The organism is Streptomyces sp. NPDC003327, from assembly GCF_053589515.1.
This window is the reverse complement of record NZ_JBSFSA010000004.1, coordinates 46,873-63,393: the sequence shown is the minus strand read 5'-3', so window position 1 is coordinate 63,393 and position 16,521 is coordinate 46,873. Positions and strand designations below refer to the sequence as shown.

Annotated in this window: 16 protein-coding genes and 1 tRNA gene; 9 read left to right on the top strand and 8 right to left on the bottom strand. The window is 71.5% G+C overall.

Features of this window, described 5'->3' with window-relative positions:
• Nucleotides 1-191 precede the first annotated feature (191 nt).
• The 4 genes from ACWDVG_RS05025 to ACWDVG_RS05010 form a co-directional block, all read right to left on the bottom strand.
• Nucleotides 192-312 (bottom strand) — tRNA-Gly (locus ACWDVG_RS05025).
• 306 nt (nt 313-618) lie between these two features.
• Nucleotides 619-1,098 carry a hypothetical protein gene (locus tag ACWDVG_RS05020; protein ID WP_451696303.1) on the bottom strand — a complete coding sequence of 160 codons (480 nt, stop codon included), beginning with the start codon at nt 1,096-1,098 and terminating at the stop codon, nt 619-621.
• Between the two features lie 754 nt (nt 1,099-1,852).
• Entirely contained in the window at nt 1,853-2,581 is a 729-nt protein-coding gene (locus tag ACWDVG_RS05015; protein WP_451696301.1) for a dienelactone hydrolase family protein, read from the bottom strand.
• Nucleotides 2,582-2,827: 246 nt separating this feature from the next.
• A complete protein-coding gene (locus tag ACWDVG_RS05010; protein WP_451696299.1) occupies nt 2,828-3,241 on the bottom strand; it encodes a hypothetical protein in 414 nt (137 codons plus the stop codon).
• 616 nt (nt 3,242-3,857) lie between these two features.
• Between ACWDVG_RS05010 and ACWDVG_RS05005 the strand changes: the two genes are divergently transcribed.
• Nucleotides 3,858-4,067: a helix-turn-helix domain-containing protein gene (locus ACWDVG_RS05005; protein WP_451696296.1), complete on the top strand. Its 210-nt coding sequence runs from the start codon at nt 3,858-3,860 to the stop codon at nt 4,065-4,067.
• Nucleotides 4,067-4,618 carry a Clp protease N-terminal domain-containing protein gene (locus ACWDVG_RS05000; RefSeq protein WP_451696294.1) on the top strand — a complete coding sequence of 184 codons (552 nt, stop codon included), beginning with the start codon at nt 4,067-4,069 and terminating at the stop codon, nt 4,616-4,618. Before ACWDVG_RS05005 ends, ACWDVG_RS05000 begins: the two co-directional genes overlap by 1 nt.
• Before the next feature lie 394 nt (nt 4,619-5,012).
• Here ACWDVG_RS05000 and ACWDVG_RS04995 read toward each other — a convergent pair whose 3' ends face one another.
• On the bottom strand, nt 5,013-5,303 hold the full coding sequence (locus ACWDVG_RS04995; RefSeq protein ID WP_451696292.1) for a hypothetical protein: 291 nt from the start codon (nt 5,301-5,303) through the stop codon (nt 5,013-5,015).
• A gap of 157 nt (nt 5,304-5,460) precedes the next feature.
• Between ACWDVG_RS04995 and ACWDVG_RS04990 the strand changes: the two genes are divergently transcribed.
• The 5 genes from ACWDVG_RS04990 (at nt 5,461) to ACWDVG_RS04970 (ending at nt 8,788) form a co-directional block, all read left to right on the top strand.
• Complete coding sequence (locus ACWDVG_RS04990) at nt 5,461-5,898, top strand: nitroreductase family deazaflavin-dependent oxidoreductase (RefSeq protein ID WP_451696290.1); 438 nt, start codon at nt 5,461-5,463, stop codon at nt 5,896-5,898.
• A gap of 611 nt (nt 5,899-6,509) precedes the next feature.
• Entirely contained in the window at nt 6,510-6,761 is a 252-nt protein-coding gene (locus ACWDVG_RS04985) for a hypothetical protein (RefSeq protein WP_451696288.1), read from the top strand.
• 239 nt (nt 6,762-7,000) lie between these two features.
• Complete coding sequence (locus ACWDVG_RS04980) at nt 7,001-7,639, top strand: PASTA domain-containing protein (protein ID WP_451696286.1); 639 nt, start codon at nt 7,001-7,003, stop codon at nt 7,637-7,639.
• A 160-nt stretch (nt 7,640-7,799) separates the two neighbouring features.
• Nucleotides 7,800-8,147, top strand: a complete 348-nt coding sequence (locus ACWDVG_RS04975) for a hypothetical protein (RefSeq protein WP_451696284.1) — start codon at nt 7,800-7,802, stop codon at nt 8,145-8,147.
• 149 nt (nt 8,148-8,296) lie between these two features.
• Nucleotides 8,297-8,788: a hypothetical protein gene (locus tag ACWDVG_RS04970; RefSeq protein ID WP_451696282.1), complete on the top strand. Its 492-nt coding sequence runs from the start codon at nt 8,297-8,299 to the stop codon at nt 8,786-8,788.
• A 191-nt stretch (nt 8,789-8,979) separates the two neighbouring features.
• Here the strand turns inward: ACWDVG_RS04970 and ACWDVG_RS04965 are convergent, their stop codons facing one another.
• Nucleotides 8,980-9,918 carry an anti-sigma factor RsbA family regulatory protein gene (locus ACWDVG_RS04965; protein WP_451696280.1) on the bottom strand — a complete coding sequence of 313 codons (939 nt, stop codon included), beginning with the start codon at nt 9,916-9,918 and terminating at the stop codon, nt 8,980-8,982.
• The gene (locus ACWDVG_RS04960) at nt 9,915-10,283 is read right to left on the bottom strand and encodes an STAS domain-containing protein (RefSeq protein ID WP_451696278.1); all 369 of its coding nucleotides are present in this window, start codon (nt 10,281-10,283) and stop codon (nt 9,915-9,917) included. Before ACWDVG_RS04960 ends, ACWDVG_RS04965 begins: the two co-directional genes overlap by 4 nt.
• A 726-nt stretch (nt 10,284-11,009) precedes the next feature.
• On the opposite strand from ACWDVG_RS04960, the gene ACWDVG_RS04955 reads away from it, so the two are divergent.
• A complete protein-coding gene (locus ACWDVG_RS04955; protein WP_451696276.1) occupies nt 11,010-12,551 on the top strand; it encodes an FAD-dependent oxidoreductase in 1,542 nt (513 codons plus the stop codon).
• 233 nt (nt 12,552-12,784) lie between these two features.
• On the top strand, nt 12,785-13,270 hold the full coding sequence (locus ACWDVG_RS04950) for a DUF1360 domain-containing protein (protein ID WP_451696274.1): 486 nt from the start codon (nt 12,785-12,787) through the stop codon (nt 13,268-13,270).
• A gap of 62 nt (nt 13,271-13,332) precedes the next feature.
• On the opposite strand, the gene ACWDVG_RS04945 is transcribed toward ACWDVG_RS04950, so the two are convergent.
• Nucleotides 13,333-15,966: a LuxR C-terminal-related transcriptional regulator gene (locus ACWDVG_RS04945; protein WP_451696272.1), complete on the bottom strand. Its 2,634-nt coding sequence runs from the start codon at nt 15,964-15,966 to the stop codon at nt 13,333-13,335.
• Nucleotides 15,967-16,521: the final 555 nt, after the last annotated feature.

The window sequence follows — 16,521 nt, the reverse complement described above, 5'->3', positions numbered from 1 at the left end:
AGCCCCCTCCCTGAACGATCACGCGACGCGATGTCCGCGCAACTGGTCAATGTAGGCCCCGGTACTGACATGGGGTCACTTACCAGACACCGTTCGTGACCCCGGCGAAGCGGGAGACCGTTCCGTACGGGTTCGTTGCGGGCCCGCCGCGTTGCGGCAGATCCCGGTGCCGTCGCCGTCCTGGTCGGCTGCGGTGCCGACGGGATTCGAACCCGCGAGACGGAAGGGGAGCAGGTCCGCCCCCTCTTCGTCACTCGCCGTGGGAGGGACCTCGCCCACGACGACCGCAATGGACCGCTCTGCCACGGCACCGCAGCCTGCGAAAGCGCGCGCGCTCCCGCTCCGGCTCAGCGTAGAGACAGCGTTTCGTGCGGACGAATCATTGTCCGACCGCTCGCAACCACTGCCGCGGGGCGGGCAAAGGGGTTGCCAAGCGCGCGGGAACGCGGTGGGCATGCCCGATGCAGCGGCACGCCCGCTCCGGCGGTTCCCGACGCTCCGGCCGCTGCGCCATGCCATGGAGCTCCAGGACACCGACGGCCTCGGTGCGTCGCGGTGCCGGGGCCGCTCGCCGATCCGGTGGAGCAGTCGTGGTGCGTCCACGCTGGGAATGCTCAGTCACTTCGCTGTCCGCCCTGCCGGCAACGTCGGCTCCGAGCGGAGAAGCTCTTCGGCTGAACAGCCGGAGTCGAGGTCTTCCAGCAGGCAGAGATTGAGTCCGTGCTCGTCCCGCCGGACCCGGACTGACAGAAGGCAGGACACGCTCGGATCGTCGATGCGCAGGGAGAGGGTGTCACCGCTGGTGAACCCGTCATCGGCGAATGCCGTTCCCGTCTCGTCGGGCGGGCTGTAGAAGCTCCAGTGTCCGGTGGCGGCGTCAGGGCACGAGGTGCCTCCCAGCATCGCGCTGTGCAGGCGCTCTCCCGTCATGGACAGGTCCGCGCCCAGGTGCAGACGGGCGCCACCCGGGCTGCTCCACTCGCCCGCAAGCGTCGACCGGTCAACGTGGGCGGCGTCTCCGCCCGCGTCGGCGCAAGCGACGCAGACCCATGCCAACGCGGCGACCAGCACCGTCCACCGTCTCACTGACGTGCTCACCCATCCCACCTCACCTTTACTGAACGCGTTCAGAATAGGCGGCGGGTTCAGCCGCCCTTACAGCGGGATCCACCAGCCCGGGAGCATCGCCCAACAACCCGCTCTGAGACTGATGTCGGTTGCAGTCAAGGCCCCGGGGTCCGCGTCAGACAGTCGAGGGCGGCGGAAGGCCGGCCGCCGGCGGCAGCTTCCGGGCGCAGCCAGGGGAGGCGGGAGCGCCCGCAGTACTGCGGGAGGGAAATCCGGTGTTCACAGGGGCGCCGGTACACGCCCCGCTCCCGCGCCGACTGCTCAGGGGCCGCAGCCTCGGGCTCGTATGCGTGACAGCGGCCTCCCCAGGGTCGGCAAGGCGGTCGGCCCGTGCGGCGTCTGGCCACGGCACCTGGCCGGGTATGCCTCTGCACCCCCGCGAGGCGGGGGCGCTCGTGCGTGCGGAACCCGCTGCGTGCGGGGCAGGATCCCGGCGAGCAGACCAGAAAGGGCGATGCCGCGTAGGCGCCCGCAACCCGGCCGCTGTCTGAACGCATCCGACATCCGGCAGCCAGGACTGGAGGTGGCGTACGCCCGCGATGACCTGGAAGAGGCCATGCGCCAGTTGCGCCGGTGGTCGTTCGGGTGGCCTGCGGGGCGCCCCGCAGGCCGTACCGCCTGAGCCGCGGGGGCAGGCCCGTCCTCGCGCTGCAAGGAGTCGCCGCATGTCATCCGCGGGGGTGCTGGTCACCTCACCAGCTGGGCCGGGCCCGGAGCGTCCGGATCAGTCCGTCAGGGGCAGGCACTCGGCGAGCAGGCCGACGATGTCGCGCCAGGCCCGCTGCGCGTGTTCCGGGTGGTACCCGACGCCGGGAAGCACCGTGTGGCCGACCGTCGGGTGGTGGAAGGCGTGCAGTGCGCCACCGTAGATTGTCAGGCGCCAGTCGACACCCGCGGCCTGCATCTCCGCCGTGAACGCCTCCCGCTGCGCGGGCGACATGATCGGATCCTCCGACCCCACCCCGGCCCACACCGGGCAGCCGATACGCGCCGCCTCACCCGGTCGGCCCGTGATCAGCCCGTTGACGGTCCCGATCGCGCACAGCTCGACACCGGCGCGGCCCAGCTCCACCGCGATCGCCCCGCCCGTGCCGTAGCCGACAGCGGCGATCCGGCGGGGATCGGTCCGCTGTTCGGCGCGCAGCACATCCAGCGCCGCGTGACCGATTTGCCGCATCCGGTCAGGGTCCTCGAGCAACGGCAGGCAGCGGGCGAGCATCTCCTCCGGGTCGCTCACGTAGCGGCCGCCGCCGTGGAGGTCGAAGGCCAGGGCGACGTAACCCAGTTCGGCAAGGGCGTCGGCACGGCGGCGCTCGACGTCGCTGAGTCCCGTGCCCTCCGGGCCGAGCAACACCGCAGCCGCCCGGCCCGTACCGGCCGGAAGCGCAAGATGCCCCCTCATGGTCAGACCGTCAGCCAGGTATTCGACCGGGCGCGTGGTAATCGTCGTCATAACACTCGACCGTAATGACCACCCGGGCACATCCGGGCCGGGGTTCACCACCGGCAGAACACACCCGCCGTGAGCAGCCTGAAGGGAACGCAACCGATCCCCTCCCCCTCACATACCGACGTGGCCCCCGCGCCACGGCTCGCCTCCCCACGAGAAGCCGGAGCCACACCCCGAACGGCAACAGCCCAGGTACGCCGAGGCGGCGGGGGACGATGTCTTACCCGTCTGTGGATGGACGGCACTTCGTCAGTCGCTGTAGTACCGGTCGTACGCGGCGGAGCGCTCCTTCACCGAGAAGGCCTCGAATGCACCGTCTCCCTCGAGCTCGCGCAGTCGATCCAGTGCCGCCGTCGCAGAAGGGGCCCGCTGGGCCGAGAGGTGGGCCTTCGTCACGTCGAGCCCGTGCCCGAGCGGGAACTCGATGTCGATGGAGCACGCCGCGTCGAAGCTGGCTTGCTTCGCACTCCAGATCAGGAGCACGTCGTCCAGCTCGCCGCTGGTGAACAGGTAGAAGCAGCAGAGCCTCATCAGCTCTGTGTCGCCCCTGCCCTGGACGCGTCGCTCGCGCGCGGTGTGCTCTTTCAGCAGTTCGCGGATCTCGTCGAGGTCCGCGCCGCTGGGGCGCAACCCGTAGCGGCGCCAGCATTCCTCGGCATCCATCACAGGTCTCCATTCTCGTCCGGTCCTGCCCGGGGCCTGCCGCCCCGCTGATCGCCGTTCGGTCGGACGACGGCCCTTGTGCCGGTCACAGTATGGTCGACGAGCCCCGGCCTCTGGGTTGCCGTCCACCGGTGCGGGTATCCGGCGGCCCACGCCCCCGGCATCACCGAGCCGAGTGGAGGGGCGCGCGGGACGACACATGGGCGGAGCCGGCCCAGCAACGGGGTGAGGTCTCCACGGCTGTGTGCGGACCACACACGTCCCGCCCTGGACCACGCCGCCCCGGACCGATACGGACCGAGAACCTCTCGTGGGTGTCGAATGAGAGGTGTCGTCAGCCCGACCGGGCTTGCCCACCCGACCGGGCTTGTCCACCGGTACCGGCCCGGCACGACCGGCATGAATACACAGGCCGGGGACCCACTCCCGGTCACGCCTGCGGCGCAACTCCTGCTGCACGTGCGCGAACAACCCTCCGACCCCCGTCCGTGCACCTGCGGCAAGCAACGCCGCCGTGAACGTACCGACTTGGCGGCACACGAGCGCGGCATCCCAGGTGCCCCGGGACCGTCAACCCGGGTTGACACGTCGATGCTCGTCAATCTAGGTTGACAGCATGACCGAAGCAACGGATCTCGCCGCGCGGGCGGGAGATCGCGACCCACGGGTCGGACTGCGGGCGGTAGCCGCGCTGCGGCGCCTGCTCGAACAACTCGAAGCCGTCCAGGTGCGCAGCGCGCGCAGTCAGGGCTGGTCCTGGCAGGAGATCGCCGCCGAGCTCGGGGTGAGCAGGCAGGCCGTACACAAGAAATACGGGAGGCAGTGATGTTCGAGCGGTTCACGGACGGCGCCCGGGCCGTGGTCATGGGCGCTGTGGGACAGGCCGAGCAGCGCGGTGACGCGCAGGTCGAACCCGGTCATCTGCTGCTCGCGCTGCTCGACGCGGAGGGGACCAAGGGTGCGTACGCGCTGGCCGCCCTGGAGGTGCGGCGTGAGGCCGTGGTGGACGGACTCGACCAGGCACGGCGGCGCGGCGGCATCTCTGCGGCGGATGCCGAGGCGCTGGCCGGGCTCGGGATCGATGTCACCGAGATCGTGTCCCGCGTCGAAGAGGCCCACGGCGAAGGCGCCTTGGCGCGCGGCAGCCGGCAGACGGGCTGGCTGCGCCGGGCCGGGTCCGCGCACCGGCCGTTCACCAAGGAGGCGAAGACGATCCTCGAGCAGTCCCTGCGGGTGGCCCTGGCCCGCAAGGACAAGACCATCGGTGACGAACACCTGCTCCTGGCGATGACGGCACGCCCCGGCGTCGTACGTGACGTCCTCGCCGTTTGCGGCGCGACCTTCGACGGGGTGGATCAAGTCCTCGGGCACCGGTAGCCGGGGACGGCGTCGCGGCCCCGGCCCCGTCGCCGTCTCCGGGTGGGCGCCGACGGGGACAGACTGGGGCGGAGCGCCGTGGTGGACGGAGCGGAGGCGGCCGCGGTCGGCGGGCCGCGCCGAGAGCTTCGGCCCCCGGAATGCCCGCACACCGCAGCGGGAGAGGGCCGGGTTCACGATCTGTTCGTCCCGGCCGGATGTCGCCGCGGCAACCGGGCTGGGCCTGGCCGGGCCAGGGCGAGGCGACGGCACGCCCCGGCCGGCAGGCGGCGTCCCGCGTCTCATCGCCCCTCGCCGCACCACCGAAAAGCCGCCGGGCGACTCCAGGCCGGCCGGTGATGGGCCCGCCCGGAACGCGGCGGCCGCACGCATGCCGTCGGCAGGCCCTTCGGCCTCACTGGAGCGGGCCCAGCAGGTCGAGAATCCTGCGGGCTTCCCCGCTCACCGAGGCATCCGCATCCGATTCCAGCGCCGAACACAGTGCCGCGAGGCGCCGTCCCTCCTCCTCCAGCTGACCGCAGACGTCGAAGATTGCCGCATCAAGCTGATCGGTAGTGTCCTCATCCGCGCCGACGAACGCGCTCAGCACCATGCGCAGCCCCAGCACATCCCCGCGTTCGAGCAGCGCCTCCGCCGTCTCCTGGGTGACGAACGTGTCGCAGTCATCCAGCAGCAGCCGCCGCAAGACCGCTGCTGCCCCGGGAGGATGGCCCGGGCCTCGCCTTCACCCCAGCCCCGCCCGGCGATCCCCTGGTGACACCCGCGTCGGCCGTGATGGACTGGGCGCAGCGGCGCGCTCCGGACAAGCCGGCCGCCACTGACCACGACGAAAGGACAGCGGCATGCCGCTCGAAGGAACCTACGAACCCAGCCCGTCCCAGTGGGTACGAGACCAGGTCGACCTGTACGAGTCGTCGGGCGGCACCGAAGGAACGACCATGCGGGGCATGCCCGTGGTCCTCGTCACCAGTATCGGCGCGAAGAGCGGCAAACTCCGCAAGACCCCTCTCATGCGGGTCGAGCACGAGGGTGCGTACGCACTCGTCGCCTCCAACGGCGGCGCCGTCAAGCACCCCGTCTGGTACCACAACCTCATCGCCTCGCCCCACATCGAGCTCCGCGACGAGACACGGAAGTGGGACATGAAAGTGCGCGTCGTGACCGGTGAGGAACGCCGCATCTGGTGGCAGCGGGCCGTCGACGCCTTCCCCGACTACGCCGATTACCAGCGCAAGGCCGAACGCGAGATCCCCCTCTTCGTAGCCGAGCCGGTCACCTGACCCTCGTCCCGAGGCCGCCCACCCGCCAGGCCCGGGCACCGGTTCTTGCCTCGGCCTGGAGTCGGTGGCTTGCGTGAGGCGGGCCAGGGTCCGTGAGCGGCGGCGAGCTCGGGCGGGACCCGCCGCAGCGTGTCGAGCATCTGACTGGCGGCGGGCCCGCCGGGACGGAAGTCGATGCGGGAGCATCGCCTGGACGCCGCGATGCCGTTCCGAAGGCGGCCATCGGTCGCCCACCCGCTTGCAGGGCCGCATCCGGGCACAGCGCGGCCCAGTCGGCATCCAGCCGGTCGAAGGACCCGCCACCAACGGCGGGGTACAGCACATCGTGCACGGCACGTCTCCTCTCGGATCTCGTGCCCTGCACTCTGCTCACGCCGGCCCCCAACGGCCCCGCCCACCGACACCCCCACCGAAGGGCGCTTTTCCCCGGGCTCCGATTTCCTGGCGGGTTTCCCTCACGGCACTCCTCTGCTCCCGGCGCGTCGAGCCGCTCGACGGCGGACTACCACTTGACCGCGCGGCGCGCCCCACGGCCAACGGCGGAGGAATGCAGGCCCTTGAGAAGGGAAGCCGACGTAGAGAACCGCCAAACACCGAGCAAGGAGAATCCGATGGCCAGCCCTCCCGAACCGGAGCTTCCCGACCCGGTGCCGACATCACCGAACGCCGTCACCCCCGACCTGCCCCCACTCGGCCCCGAAGCGCCCGACATACGCGGCACCGAAGGTGAGCACGCCCGAGACAAGAAGCCTGCCGGAACCGACGCGCCCCCCGACGACGGCACCACCGACGCCGACACACCGAGCGAAGGCCGACCGGCTGCCGGCCCGGGAACCCCGGCGCCCCAGGAACAGACCGACTAGAGACCGTCCGGCGGAACGGGCCGCATCGGAGGGCGGCGTACGGAACGGCGTACGCGGACCTCGGGGCCACGCCCTGCGGCCGCCCGGCCGAGATCTTCCCGCTCATGCGCACTGCCCAGCGCGAGCGAAGGCGGCGAAAACGCCGCGCAGACGCCGCGCCCGCCACATCAACCGGGGCCGCTCATCACAACCAGGTCAAGAGTCACAACGTTGCGTACACGGTCCGACAGACTGGACCAATGCGCATCAAGACCACCGGCCTTTTCGCAGCTGCCGCCCTCGTTCTCACTCTCACCGCCTGCGAGGAGGGCGGCAAGACCGATTCGGACAAGCCCCGCTCCGTACGATCCACCGAGCCGACTCCCGCCGCCACGACGAAGGCTCCGAAGGCCGAAGCCGAGACGGGCGCCCTGCCGGACATGACCGGCAAGGGCCTCCAGTCCGCTCAGGACCAGGCACAAGCCGCCGGCTTCTCCCGCCTGCACTCCCACGATGCTCTCGGCCGCGGGCGCATGCAGGCCCTCGACCGGAACTGGAAGGTCTGCGGACAGACCCCGGCAGCCGGCGAGCACCCCACCGATGTGAAGATCGACTTCGCGACGGTCAAGCTGGAAGAGGACTGTCCCGGCAGCGACCAGGGTGCGAGCGAGCCGGAGACCGCGACGACCATGCCCGACTTCACCGGAAAGTCCGTCAAGGTGGCCCGCCGGAGCCTCGACAGCTCCACCAGCCTGACCGTCACCGACGCCTCTCCACGTGGCCGCATGGTCCTGATGGAATCCAACTGGAAGGTGTGCAACCAGACTCCTCCGGCGGGAACCGCGCTCAACGGACAGCCTGTCGAGCTCACCGCGGTGAAGTTCGAGGAGGACTGCTGACCGTACACCCCAGGCGTCGCAGCACCAGCCTCACAGCCACCACGGCCCTCGCGCTCGCCCATGTCGGCGCGCGCCACACGATCGACCCGTACGCCCCTTGCTCGCTGTCGGGCCGGGCGTGGCGGCTTTCTGTGCTGGTGAGCTGTTGGGAGGACGAGTCGTGGAATCGACCAGGGCGGCGGCGATCAGTGAGGGCGGAGACGCTCCGGACGCCGAGGTGGTGGCGTTCGTGGCCCAGGTGGTCAGGGTTTTCCTCTCCTCTTCTGGTGAAGGTGCTCATCTGGTCGATCGCAACGCGCGCGGCGCGGCCGAGGCGTACGGCCATCGGGCGTCGCTCGTGGTGGTTCCCGACGGTGCCGTCGTCACGGTCGGGGCTGGTGCGGGAGCAGCGACGACGGTGACCGTGCGGGCCGTGCCGGAGGTGTTCCGTCTTGATCAGATGGTGGCGCTGAAGCCGCGATCGAGGTTTTCGCCCGGGACGTCGCGCACGGCGGACCGGTGCTGCTGATGCTGCCCGCACTGTTCTTTTTGTGCCCGGTGACTATCTGAGCGCCGCGGCGGCCGAGCTGGGCGCGGGGCTGATCACCACCGGTGCGATCCGGCTGGTGTACGCCGTGTACCTGTTGGTGCAGCTCTACATTCGGAGTCCTGCTGGGAGTGGCACTGACGGGTTCTTCCACGCGGTCGCTGTTCGATGTGGCAGCGGTCTCCGACCTGCCGCGCTGGGCGCTTTTCTGCGGCTGGGTGGTCTTCACCCTCGGAACCGTGCTCGCGTTCGCGATTCGGCTGCGTCTGCTGCCGGTACTCCTCGTACTCGTTTACGTCACGGTGGGGGTGCAGTCGCTGGTGACGAAGGCTGCCGGCGAGACGGTCGGCACGTTCACGGCGGCCGTGGTCCTGACCGCCGCGGCCAATCTTCTGTATCGCCGCCCTGGTATGCCGCCGCGCCTGGTCCTGCTGCTGCCGGGCTTCTTCACACTCACTGTCGGGTCGCTCGGCATGCGCGGGCTCACCACGTTGGCCGGAGGTCATCTCATCGCCGGCTTCACCGATCTGATCAAGCTGATCACGATTGTCACCGCCATCACGCTGGGCATGGTGGCCGGCGGGGCCCTGACCGCGCGCCGCGCAGACCTCGTCCCGGCGTGACATCCGGGCCGCTGCTCCTCGTGGCCGCTGACGACCACAGGTACGGCTGCCTGGCGCTGCCACCCCGGCGCGGGCGGCGGTGAGGACGAGCAGATGACGGCGACCCCGGTGCGGTGGGTCAGCCGCGAGGTGCGGGCCGGCCGGTGCCGAGGGGCGTGCAGCCACCCGTACAGGTGGACGCCCGCGCGCTGTCACAAGCTGAGGTAGAAGCGCACGGTCGTGCCGTCGTCGTCGGTGTGCACGCGCACCAGGTCGGCCACGTAGTGGACCAGCATCAGGCCCCGGCCCCCCAGTTGGCCGGGCTCCGGCGGGCGGCGGCCGGCCAGCGGATCGGTCAGCCGGCCGGCATCGCGGACCTCGCACACCAGCTGCCCCTGCTCGGCCCAGATGGCGAGTGTCCCGCGGCCTCCGCCGTGTACCACGCTGTTGGTCGTCAGTTCCGCGACCGCCAGCTCCACATCCATCAGCGGCTCCCCGGCGGCCAGGCCCAGCCGCGTCGCCTGGTCGAGGGCGAACCGGCGGACCGCCGGAAGGTCCTCGGCAGCGTAGGAGAAGGCCACGGCGTCCGGTGCGGGCACAAGCGCCTGGTTGTACCGGTCGACGACCGCCCGCCAGTCGTAGACACCGCTGACCGACTCGTGTCCCTCCCCGCTGATGAGGGTCGGGTGGGTCACCCGGGCGTCGGCGATCACCTGCGGGTCCAGCCGCACCTCGTCGTAGGGGCACAGGATCGTCACCGCCCGGCCCTCGAACGCGACGTTGATCAACGCCTCGTGCTGCGCGCACGCCGGGTACTCCACCGCGCTGCGTCCGGCCCAGATCGGCTCGCCGATGATCCGCACGCGTCCCGTCGGGTGGGCGTCGGCGAATCCGCGCAGCACCTTGGGGATGATCCGCCCCGGGTTGCGGCCGGCCTCGGTCATGTCCAGGAACAGGATGCCCTCGGCGTCCCCGCCCAGACCTGCCGTGATGAGCTCCAGATTCGGGCCGGGCACGGCCACGGCCATCGGCTCGCCGTTGGTCAGTCCCTCGCGCAGGAAGCTCACGGTCCGCCGCGTGTACTCCTGCTCGGTTCGGTAGAAGAGGGCAGGGTGCACGAACGCCTCGTGGGTGGTCACCGTGCTCGTCACAGAGCCACCTCAATCCGGTCCAGGCCCGGCCAGAACATTTCCAGCACCCGCGACAGCTGTGGCGGGGGGTTCTCGACCACGAATCTCCCGTCGGGCAGGTGCACGGCGGTGACCGCCAGCGCGGTTGCCCCGGCCATGTCGACGAAGGTCACATCCGACAGCTCCAGGTACGACACGCCCGCGTGCCGCCGGGCCAGCTCGGACAGGGCCCGCTCCCACGACGGGCGGGTGAGGGCGCTGATCTCACCACGGGCACGTATCCCGGAACGACCGGTCAGCGGGCTCACCTCCAACGCGGCCCTCCCGGGCCCCGTCCGGGGCGAGCCCACCGCATGGGGGGAATCCACACTCGGACTCCTTCGCATCAAGCCGCCTGCCGCCGTCCCGGTACGGGCCGGGGAAAGTCCCGCCCGACAGGGCAGTGTATCCAGGCGGCGGAACGCCGGGTCCGCAAGGGGCGGTCAGCAGCCTTCATCATCGTGTCTGCCGGTGGCGCCGGGATGCTCGGGTGGCGGCGTCCAGCCGAGCGTCGTCGTCGGGGTGGCATGGACCGCGGACGGACACATGTCCCCGGCCTGCCCGACCGTCCGGTGCATGGTGGTCGCCTCCCCGTGCTCGTCGGTGCGCTTCCTTCCGCATCGCTTGTACACCGGCCGCTGCGCCTCCCGTTCCCGCTGCGCGAGGGGCGCCAGGCTCTCCCGGGGCTCCGACACGCTGAGTGAAGAGGAACCGCGCTGTGCGAGCTTCGCGCGGTTCACTGAGGGGCCGACAACAACGAAAACGAGCGTGCCCGCAGCAGCGAGGACCCGGGAGCCCGCCCCGGCTCGGAGAGTGAGGGGCAAGAGCGTGTCCTGCCCGGCGCAGCCAGCGGCAAGCGGCAAGCGGCAAGGAGGGATACCACTGGGCGGAACGGGTACCGGAGAGCTCCTGGCTGCTGTCGAGGCGGCGTCCGGCCCCCCCGAGCAGACATCGGCGCGCTCGGGGCCGGAGACGGGCCACCGCCCGGCCGGGGACGGAACTCGTCCGTCGGCGGCGACCCCACTGCCACCGGCAGCGGCGCCTGGAAACACCTGTGACAGGAGAGCACTGACATGACGCGACTGCCCGGCACCTACGAGTCGTACTGGATGGAGACCGCCGAGGGTCCCCGGTACCCCGGCCTGACCGACGATCTGGAGGTCGACGTCGCGGTGGTCGGCGGTGGCGTCGCCGGCATCTGCACGGCGTGGGAACTGGCCCGGGCCGGCCGGAGCGTCGCCCTGCTGGAAGCCGACCGCGTCGCAGCCGGCGTCACCGGATACACCACGGCGAAGCTCTCCGCCCAGCACGGACTCATCTACGCGCAGCTGCGCAAGTCGTTCGGCGCGGAAGGCGCACGGCAGTACGCGCGATCGCAGCAGGAGGCCGTCGAGTACGTCGAGCGCGTCGCGGCGGAGCTGGGGATCGACTGCGACCTCGAGCGCCTGCCGGGATACGCGTACGCCGAGTCGGAGGAAGCGGTCGACCGGCTCAGGGCCGAGGCGGACGCGGCGCGCGAAGCCGGGCTGGCGGCGTCGTTCGTGACGGACACCGGCCTGCCGTACCCCGTGGCGGGCGCCGTCCGGGTGGAGGAACAGGCCCAGTTCCATCCGCGCAAGTACCTCCTGGCGCTCGTCGCCGACCTCGTCGGCCGGGGCGGGAAGGTGTACGAACGCACCCGGATCGTCTCCCTCGACGAGGGCGAGCCGTGCCGGCTCACCACCGAGGCCGGGGGGGAGATCGTCGCCCGTGACGTCGTGGTGGCCACGCACTACCCGGTCTTCGACCGCGCGCTGCTGTTCTCCCGGCTCGAACCCCACCGTGAACTCGTCGTCGCGGCGACGGTTCCCGCCGACCGCGACCCGGGGGGCACGTACATCACGCAGGAGCAGAACACCCGGTCGGTGCGCACCGCTCCGTACGGCGAGAACCAGCGGCTGCTCATCGTCACCGGGGAGAAGTTCAAGCCCGGTGTCGGCGAGGTGAGCGAGCGTTACGAGCGGCTCGCCGCCTGGACCGAGGAGCGCTTCCCGTTCGCGCGGATCACCCACCGGTGGGCGGCGCAGGACAACACGACCACCGACCAGGTGCCGTACGTCGGACGCTTCCATCCCGGCGCCCGGCACGTGTACGTGGCGACCGGGTTCGGCGGCTGGGGCATGAGCAGCGGCGTCATGTCGGGCCGGCTCCTGACCGCGCACATCACGGGCGAGGAGCTGCCCTGGGCCTCCCTGTACGACCCGCGGCGCCTGCACCCCCGGGAGGCGTCCTCCCTCCTCAAGGTGCAGGGGTCCGTCCTCAAGCACTTCGTCGGTGACCGGCTTCGCGCCTCCCACGTGGACAGCGTCGAGGAGATCGCGCCCGGTTCGGGGGCGGTCGTACGGGTCGGCGGCCGGCGCTGCGCGGTGTACCGCGACGACAGCGGCACGGCCCACGCCGTGTCCGCGCGCTGTACCCATCTGGGCTGCCTGGTTCACTTCAACGACGCCGAACGGGCCTGGGAGTGCCCGTGCCACGGATCGCGGTTCGACACCGACGGCACCGTGATCCAGGGCCCCGCCGTCCGTCCCCTGGAGCCCCGGCCGCTGCCCGGCGAGACCGGCGTCTCCGACTGACGGTCACGGGCGGGCGTACGCGGGCACCGTCGTGGTCGACACACTGGGGGTGCCGGACGCTGTCCCTGGCGGCGGTCGCATGCAGAGAGCCGCTGACCGGCCTCGACGACGCGTGACCTGCCGAGTGCGGACGTCCGCCCCACTTCCGCCGGCTACCCCACGCGCGTGCATCTCGCGGGGGTTGACGATTGCCTCCGGGGGCACCCGCTCACCGGACGACGAGAGGAAAGCCCATGGGCCCGCAACAGGACGCAGGAACGGCCGACGGAGAACGGGACGAGCGGCCGATGGGCGGTTACTCGATGGCGCTGGCAGGTTACGCCGCCTACGCCGGAGGGTGGGCCGCCCTGATCCGGCGCTACGGTCGGCCGCCGGAGCGGCATGACGCCCTGGACATCGCCCTCACCGCGGTCGCGACCTTCCGGATCAGCCGACTCCTGACCAAGGGCGCGGTCACCAGCCCGCTGCGGACGCCCTTCACCACCTACGAGGGCGCACAGGGGCCCAGTGAGGTCAGCGAGCGCCCCCGCCATGGGTCGAAGCACACGGTCGGCGAGCTGCTGACCTGCCCGTTCTGCATGAGCATGTGGGTGGGCACCACCCTGACAGCGGGGCGCCTTCTGTGGCCCCGGGCGACTCGGACGGCGGTGGCCGTGATGGCGTCCGTAGCCGGGGCTGACCGCTCCAGCTCGCGTACAGCGGACTCATGGACAAGGTGACCCGAAGTGAGTGACCTCCGGGGCTCGATGCCCACTTCACCGGTCGGAAGCCGACCGTCCCGTCACGTCAGATGGTGGCCGAGGTCGTAACGGGACAGCGCGCCGGTCTTGCGCATGGCACGGGCGATGTGCTGCTCCACCGTGCGGGGAGACAGGTGCAGGGTTGCCGCGATCTCCCGGTTCGTCATCCCTTTGATCGCGAGCTCGACCACCTCGCTCTCCCGGAGGGTGAGCTGATGGGGGTGTCCGCCGGAGGCCGGCTGGTGGCCCGGAACGGCCGGCCGTTGGATGCGCAGGAAGGACCGGGTGTGGGCGGCGTCCCAGGCCGCGCCGAGGTCGCTGAACTGCTGGGCGCAGGACTCCAGCTCGGTGACCGCGTGCGCCAGGGTGTCCTCTGCCCCCCTGCCAAGTCCGGCCCCGTCGTCTCCGCCGGCTTCCGCACGGCAGGCCGCGAGTGTGCAGCGTGCCGCTCTTTCGGCGGTGAGTGTCCGCGCGTAGGGCCGGGGCAGTGCGCCATAGGCGGATGCCGCGTCCCTGTAGTGCTCAGCGGCCTCGAGCAGGCTGCCCTCGGCCTCGGCGAGCGCGGCCCGGCTCCAGGCCAGCGCGGCACGGGCGACCGGGGCCTCGCGATCCGCGATGCCGCGCGCGAAGTCACGTACCACCGCCTCGGCCGCGTTCACATCGCCTGCTCGTGCGAGTGCTTCCACGACCCAGGGGGCGAGTTCCGCGGCCCACACCCATACGCCTTTGGCCACCGTGTCGGCCCAGGCGCTGCGGGCCTGCTCGGCGGCGGCGGACAGGTCCTGGCGGGCCAGCGCCAGGCGGATCAGCGTGCCGGAGGTGGTGGCCGCGCAAGGCGTGGGCGTGTTCTCCCGCGCGGGCGCATGAGGACCGGCCAGGCAGGACCGTGCCGTGCTCCACTCGCCCTGGGCGAAGGCGAGCAGGCCGCGCACCATGCGGGCGTCGGAGGCGATCACCGGCATGTCAGCGGTCGCGGTGACGAACTCTTCGCATCGTTCGGCCAGACCGTCCCAGCGGCCCGTCCACCACTCCCACCACAGTCGGGTCCCCAGCGCGGTGTGCCGGGTATACGGGGCCCTGTGCTTGGCGGACAGCTCCAGGCCCTCGGACAGGAGGTCCTCCGCCCGCTGGTAGAAACCGAGCCAGAGCGCGGCGTCCGCGGCATTGCACAGGCCGCGTGCGGCATGCAGCGCGCACGCGGGGTTCGGGCTGTCGGTGGGCAGCGCATCCAGCAACTCCCAGGCGTCGGGCGCACCGCAGCTCAAGCTGAACCACGCGCGGTCGGCGAGGACCGCCGCACGCACGGCCTGATCACTGCTGGCCTCCGCGATCTCGGTGCCCTCGCGCAGCCACCGCTGGTGGACCTCGAGGGAGGGGCCCGGCCAGTAGGGCATGGCCAGTGAGGTCATCGCGCGTGCGGCCAGCGGAAGTCGGGCCTGACGCAGTTCCCCGGCGGCGGCTTCCAGTTCCCGCCAGCCGGCAGCGAAGTCACCGGCCTGGTTGCGGAGCATCAGTCCCAGGTCGAGCCGCACCTCACCCCGTACCGCGAGGGGCAGCGCCGCGTCCCCGACGATCTGTGCCAGTACCTCGACGGTCCGGTCCGAGCGCAGTCCGACGACCGCGCTGTGGGCCAGCAGTGGCGCCAGTCGGCCACGGTCCTGCGGCGGAACCGCGGGAGAGGCGAAGGTCTGCTCCAGCAGGTCGACGGCCTCCGGGTACCGGCCCGACTCCGCTGCCGCACGGGTGGCCTTCTCCACCGCCCGTAGCCAGCCGCGAACCTGGCCGGCGGCCCGGCGGTGCTCCGCCACGGCGGTCCATCGCACCGGCTCTCTGCGGGTGAGCACGCCTGCCGCCCTCTCGTGCAGCGCCCGCCGGGCCGGGCCGGGTACGACTTCCCGCACGGTGAGCGCGGCGAGCGGGGAGGGGAGGCCGTAGCGGCCCATGTCGTACTCCGTCAGCGCCGCGCCCGCCAGCGCCGCGGTCAACGCTTCCTCACACTGCTCCGGCCCCAGTCCCGTCACGGCCGCCAGCTCCTCCTGCCGGGCAGGCTCGCCCAGGACCGCGGCCGCCCAGACGACCGGACGGTACGAGGGGGACAGGCCGTACATCCGGCCCAGCACCAACTCGGCCAGCCGGACTGGTACGCCGGCGGCCTCCACGTCCTGGGCCGTGCACGCCCCGTCCGGACGCTCCCGCATCGCGGACAGCAGGTCGACCACCACCTGAGGAACCCCGCCTGAACGCTCGCACACCCTCGCGACCGCCTCCTGCGTACAGCCCTCACCCGCGATCTCCAGCGCGGCGGCACCCACCTGCCTCACGTCCCAGGTCCTCAGCCGGTGCCTGAAGACGCTCAGCTCGCGCGGGTAGGCAACCGGTGCGTTCAGAGGCAGGCCCGCCGTGGGCAGTTCCTCGGGACGGTAGGCCACCACAGCCACCAGGCCCGGCGGAGGGTGTTCGACGAGGATCCGCAGCCGTTCCCGCTGCTCGGCGTCCGCGAGGTGCAGGTCGTCGACCAGCAGCAGCACGGGTCCCTGCCCATGCCCGCGGTCCGCCTCCGGCGCGGCACCGAGATCGGGACCGGGACCGGGACCGCCGCAGCGCCACACCACACGCGTCGCGTCCACCGCCTGCGGCAGGGCTTCCACCTCCGCGAGCAGGTGGCTCTTCCCCATGCCGGCCGCACCCTCCACCCAGACCAGCACCGGACCCGCGCGTTCTCCGGCGAGAACACCGCGGACCTCGGCCCGCCAGGTCGCTTCGTGCGCCGTCCCCATGCCACCGCCCCGCTGACTACGCATACCCGCGCGCCCCGATCGTTCGCGAGGACGGATGCCCCGGTCGACGTGGAGCACATACGTGACGCCCCGAGCAAGAGCCTGCCGCATCCTATGAACCCCGCCCACCCCTGACCATCCGGGTGCGGCACTCTACGGATACCTCATCGACGGCAAACCGACGCGGCCCTCGCCACGTCACCGCCCACGGCTTCGGCAAGCCGGTGCGAGCCGATGCCCGTCGCACAGTCCTGGGGGATCACTCACGGCCGGTCCAACGGTGGTCGCCATGCCGGGACCGCTGATGTCCAGGCCCGCCCATCTCCGCGTCACCGGCCGGCGGCCCGATTTGCGTATCCGTATCGGGGGATGCCGTGCTTGTGCGGGTGCCACGCGGCATCCAGAGTTCCGGTGCTCCCGTTGCCACCACTCGTGGTCACGGAGGACATGTCG

Bases quoted from the DNA above. Each gene is read 5' to 3' on its own strand.
- ACWDVG_RS04985 (WP_451696288.1), top strand. From the start codon at position 6,510: ATGGCCAGCCCTCCCGAACCGGAGCTTCCCGACCCGGTGCCGACATCA.
- ACWDVG_RS04945 (WP_451696272.1), bottom strand. From the start codon at position 15,966: ATGGGGAAGAGCCACCTGCTCGCGGAGGTGGAAGCCCTGCCGCAGGCG.
- ACWDVG_RS04955 (WP_451696276.1), top strand. From the start codon at position 11,010: ATGACGCGACTGCCCGGCACCTACGAGTCGTACTGGATGGAGACCGCC.
- ACWDVG_RS04990 (WP_451696290.1), top strand. From the start codon at position 5,461: ATGCCGCTCGAAGGAACCTACGAACCCAGCCCGTCCCAGTGGGTACGA.
- ACWDVG_RS04980 (WP_451696286.1), top strand. From the start codon at position 7,001: ATGCGCATCAAGACCACCGGCCTTTTCGCAGCTGCCGCCCTCGTTCTC.
- ACWDVG_RS04950 (WP_451696274.1), top strand. From the start codon at position 12,785: ATGGGCCCGCAACAGGACGCAGGAACGGCCGACGGAGAACGGGACGAG.
- ACWDVG_RS05005 (WP_451696296.1), top strand. From the start codon at position 3,858: ATGACCGAAGCAACGGATCTCGCCGCGCGGGCGGGAGATCGCGACCCA.
- ACWDVG_RS05000 (WP_451696294.1), top strand. From the start codon at position 4,067: ATGTTCGAGCGGTTCACGGACGGCGCCCGGGCCGTGGTCATGGGCGCT.
- ACWDVG_RS04960 (WP_451696278.1), bottom strand. From the start codon at position 10,283: ATGCGAAGGAGTCCGAGTGTGGATTCCCCCCATGCGGTGGGCTCGCCC.
- ACWDVG_RS05010 (WP_451696299.1), bottom strand. From the start codon at position 3,241: ATGGATGCCGAGGAATGCTGGCGCCGCTACGGGTTGCGCCCCAGCGGC.
- ACWDVG_RS05015 (WP_451696301.1), bottom strand. From the start codon at position 2,581: ATGACGACGATTACCACGCGCCCGGTCGAATACCTGGCTGACGGTCTG.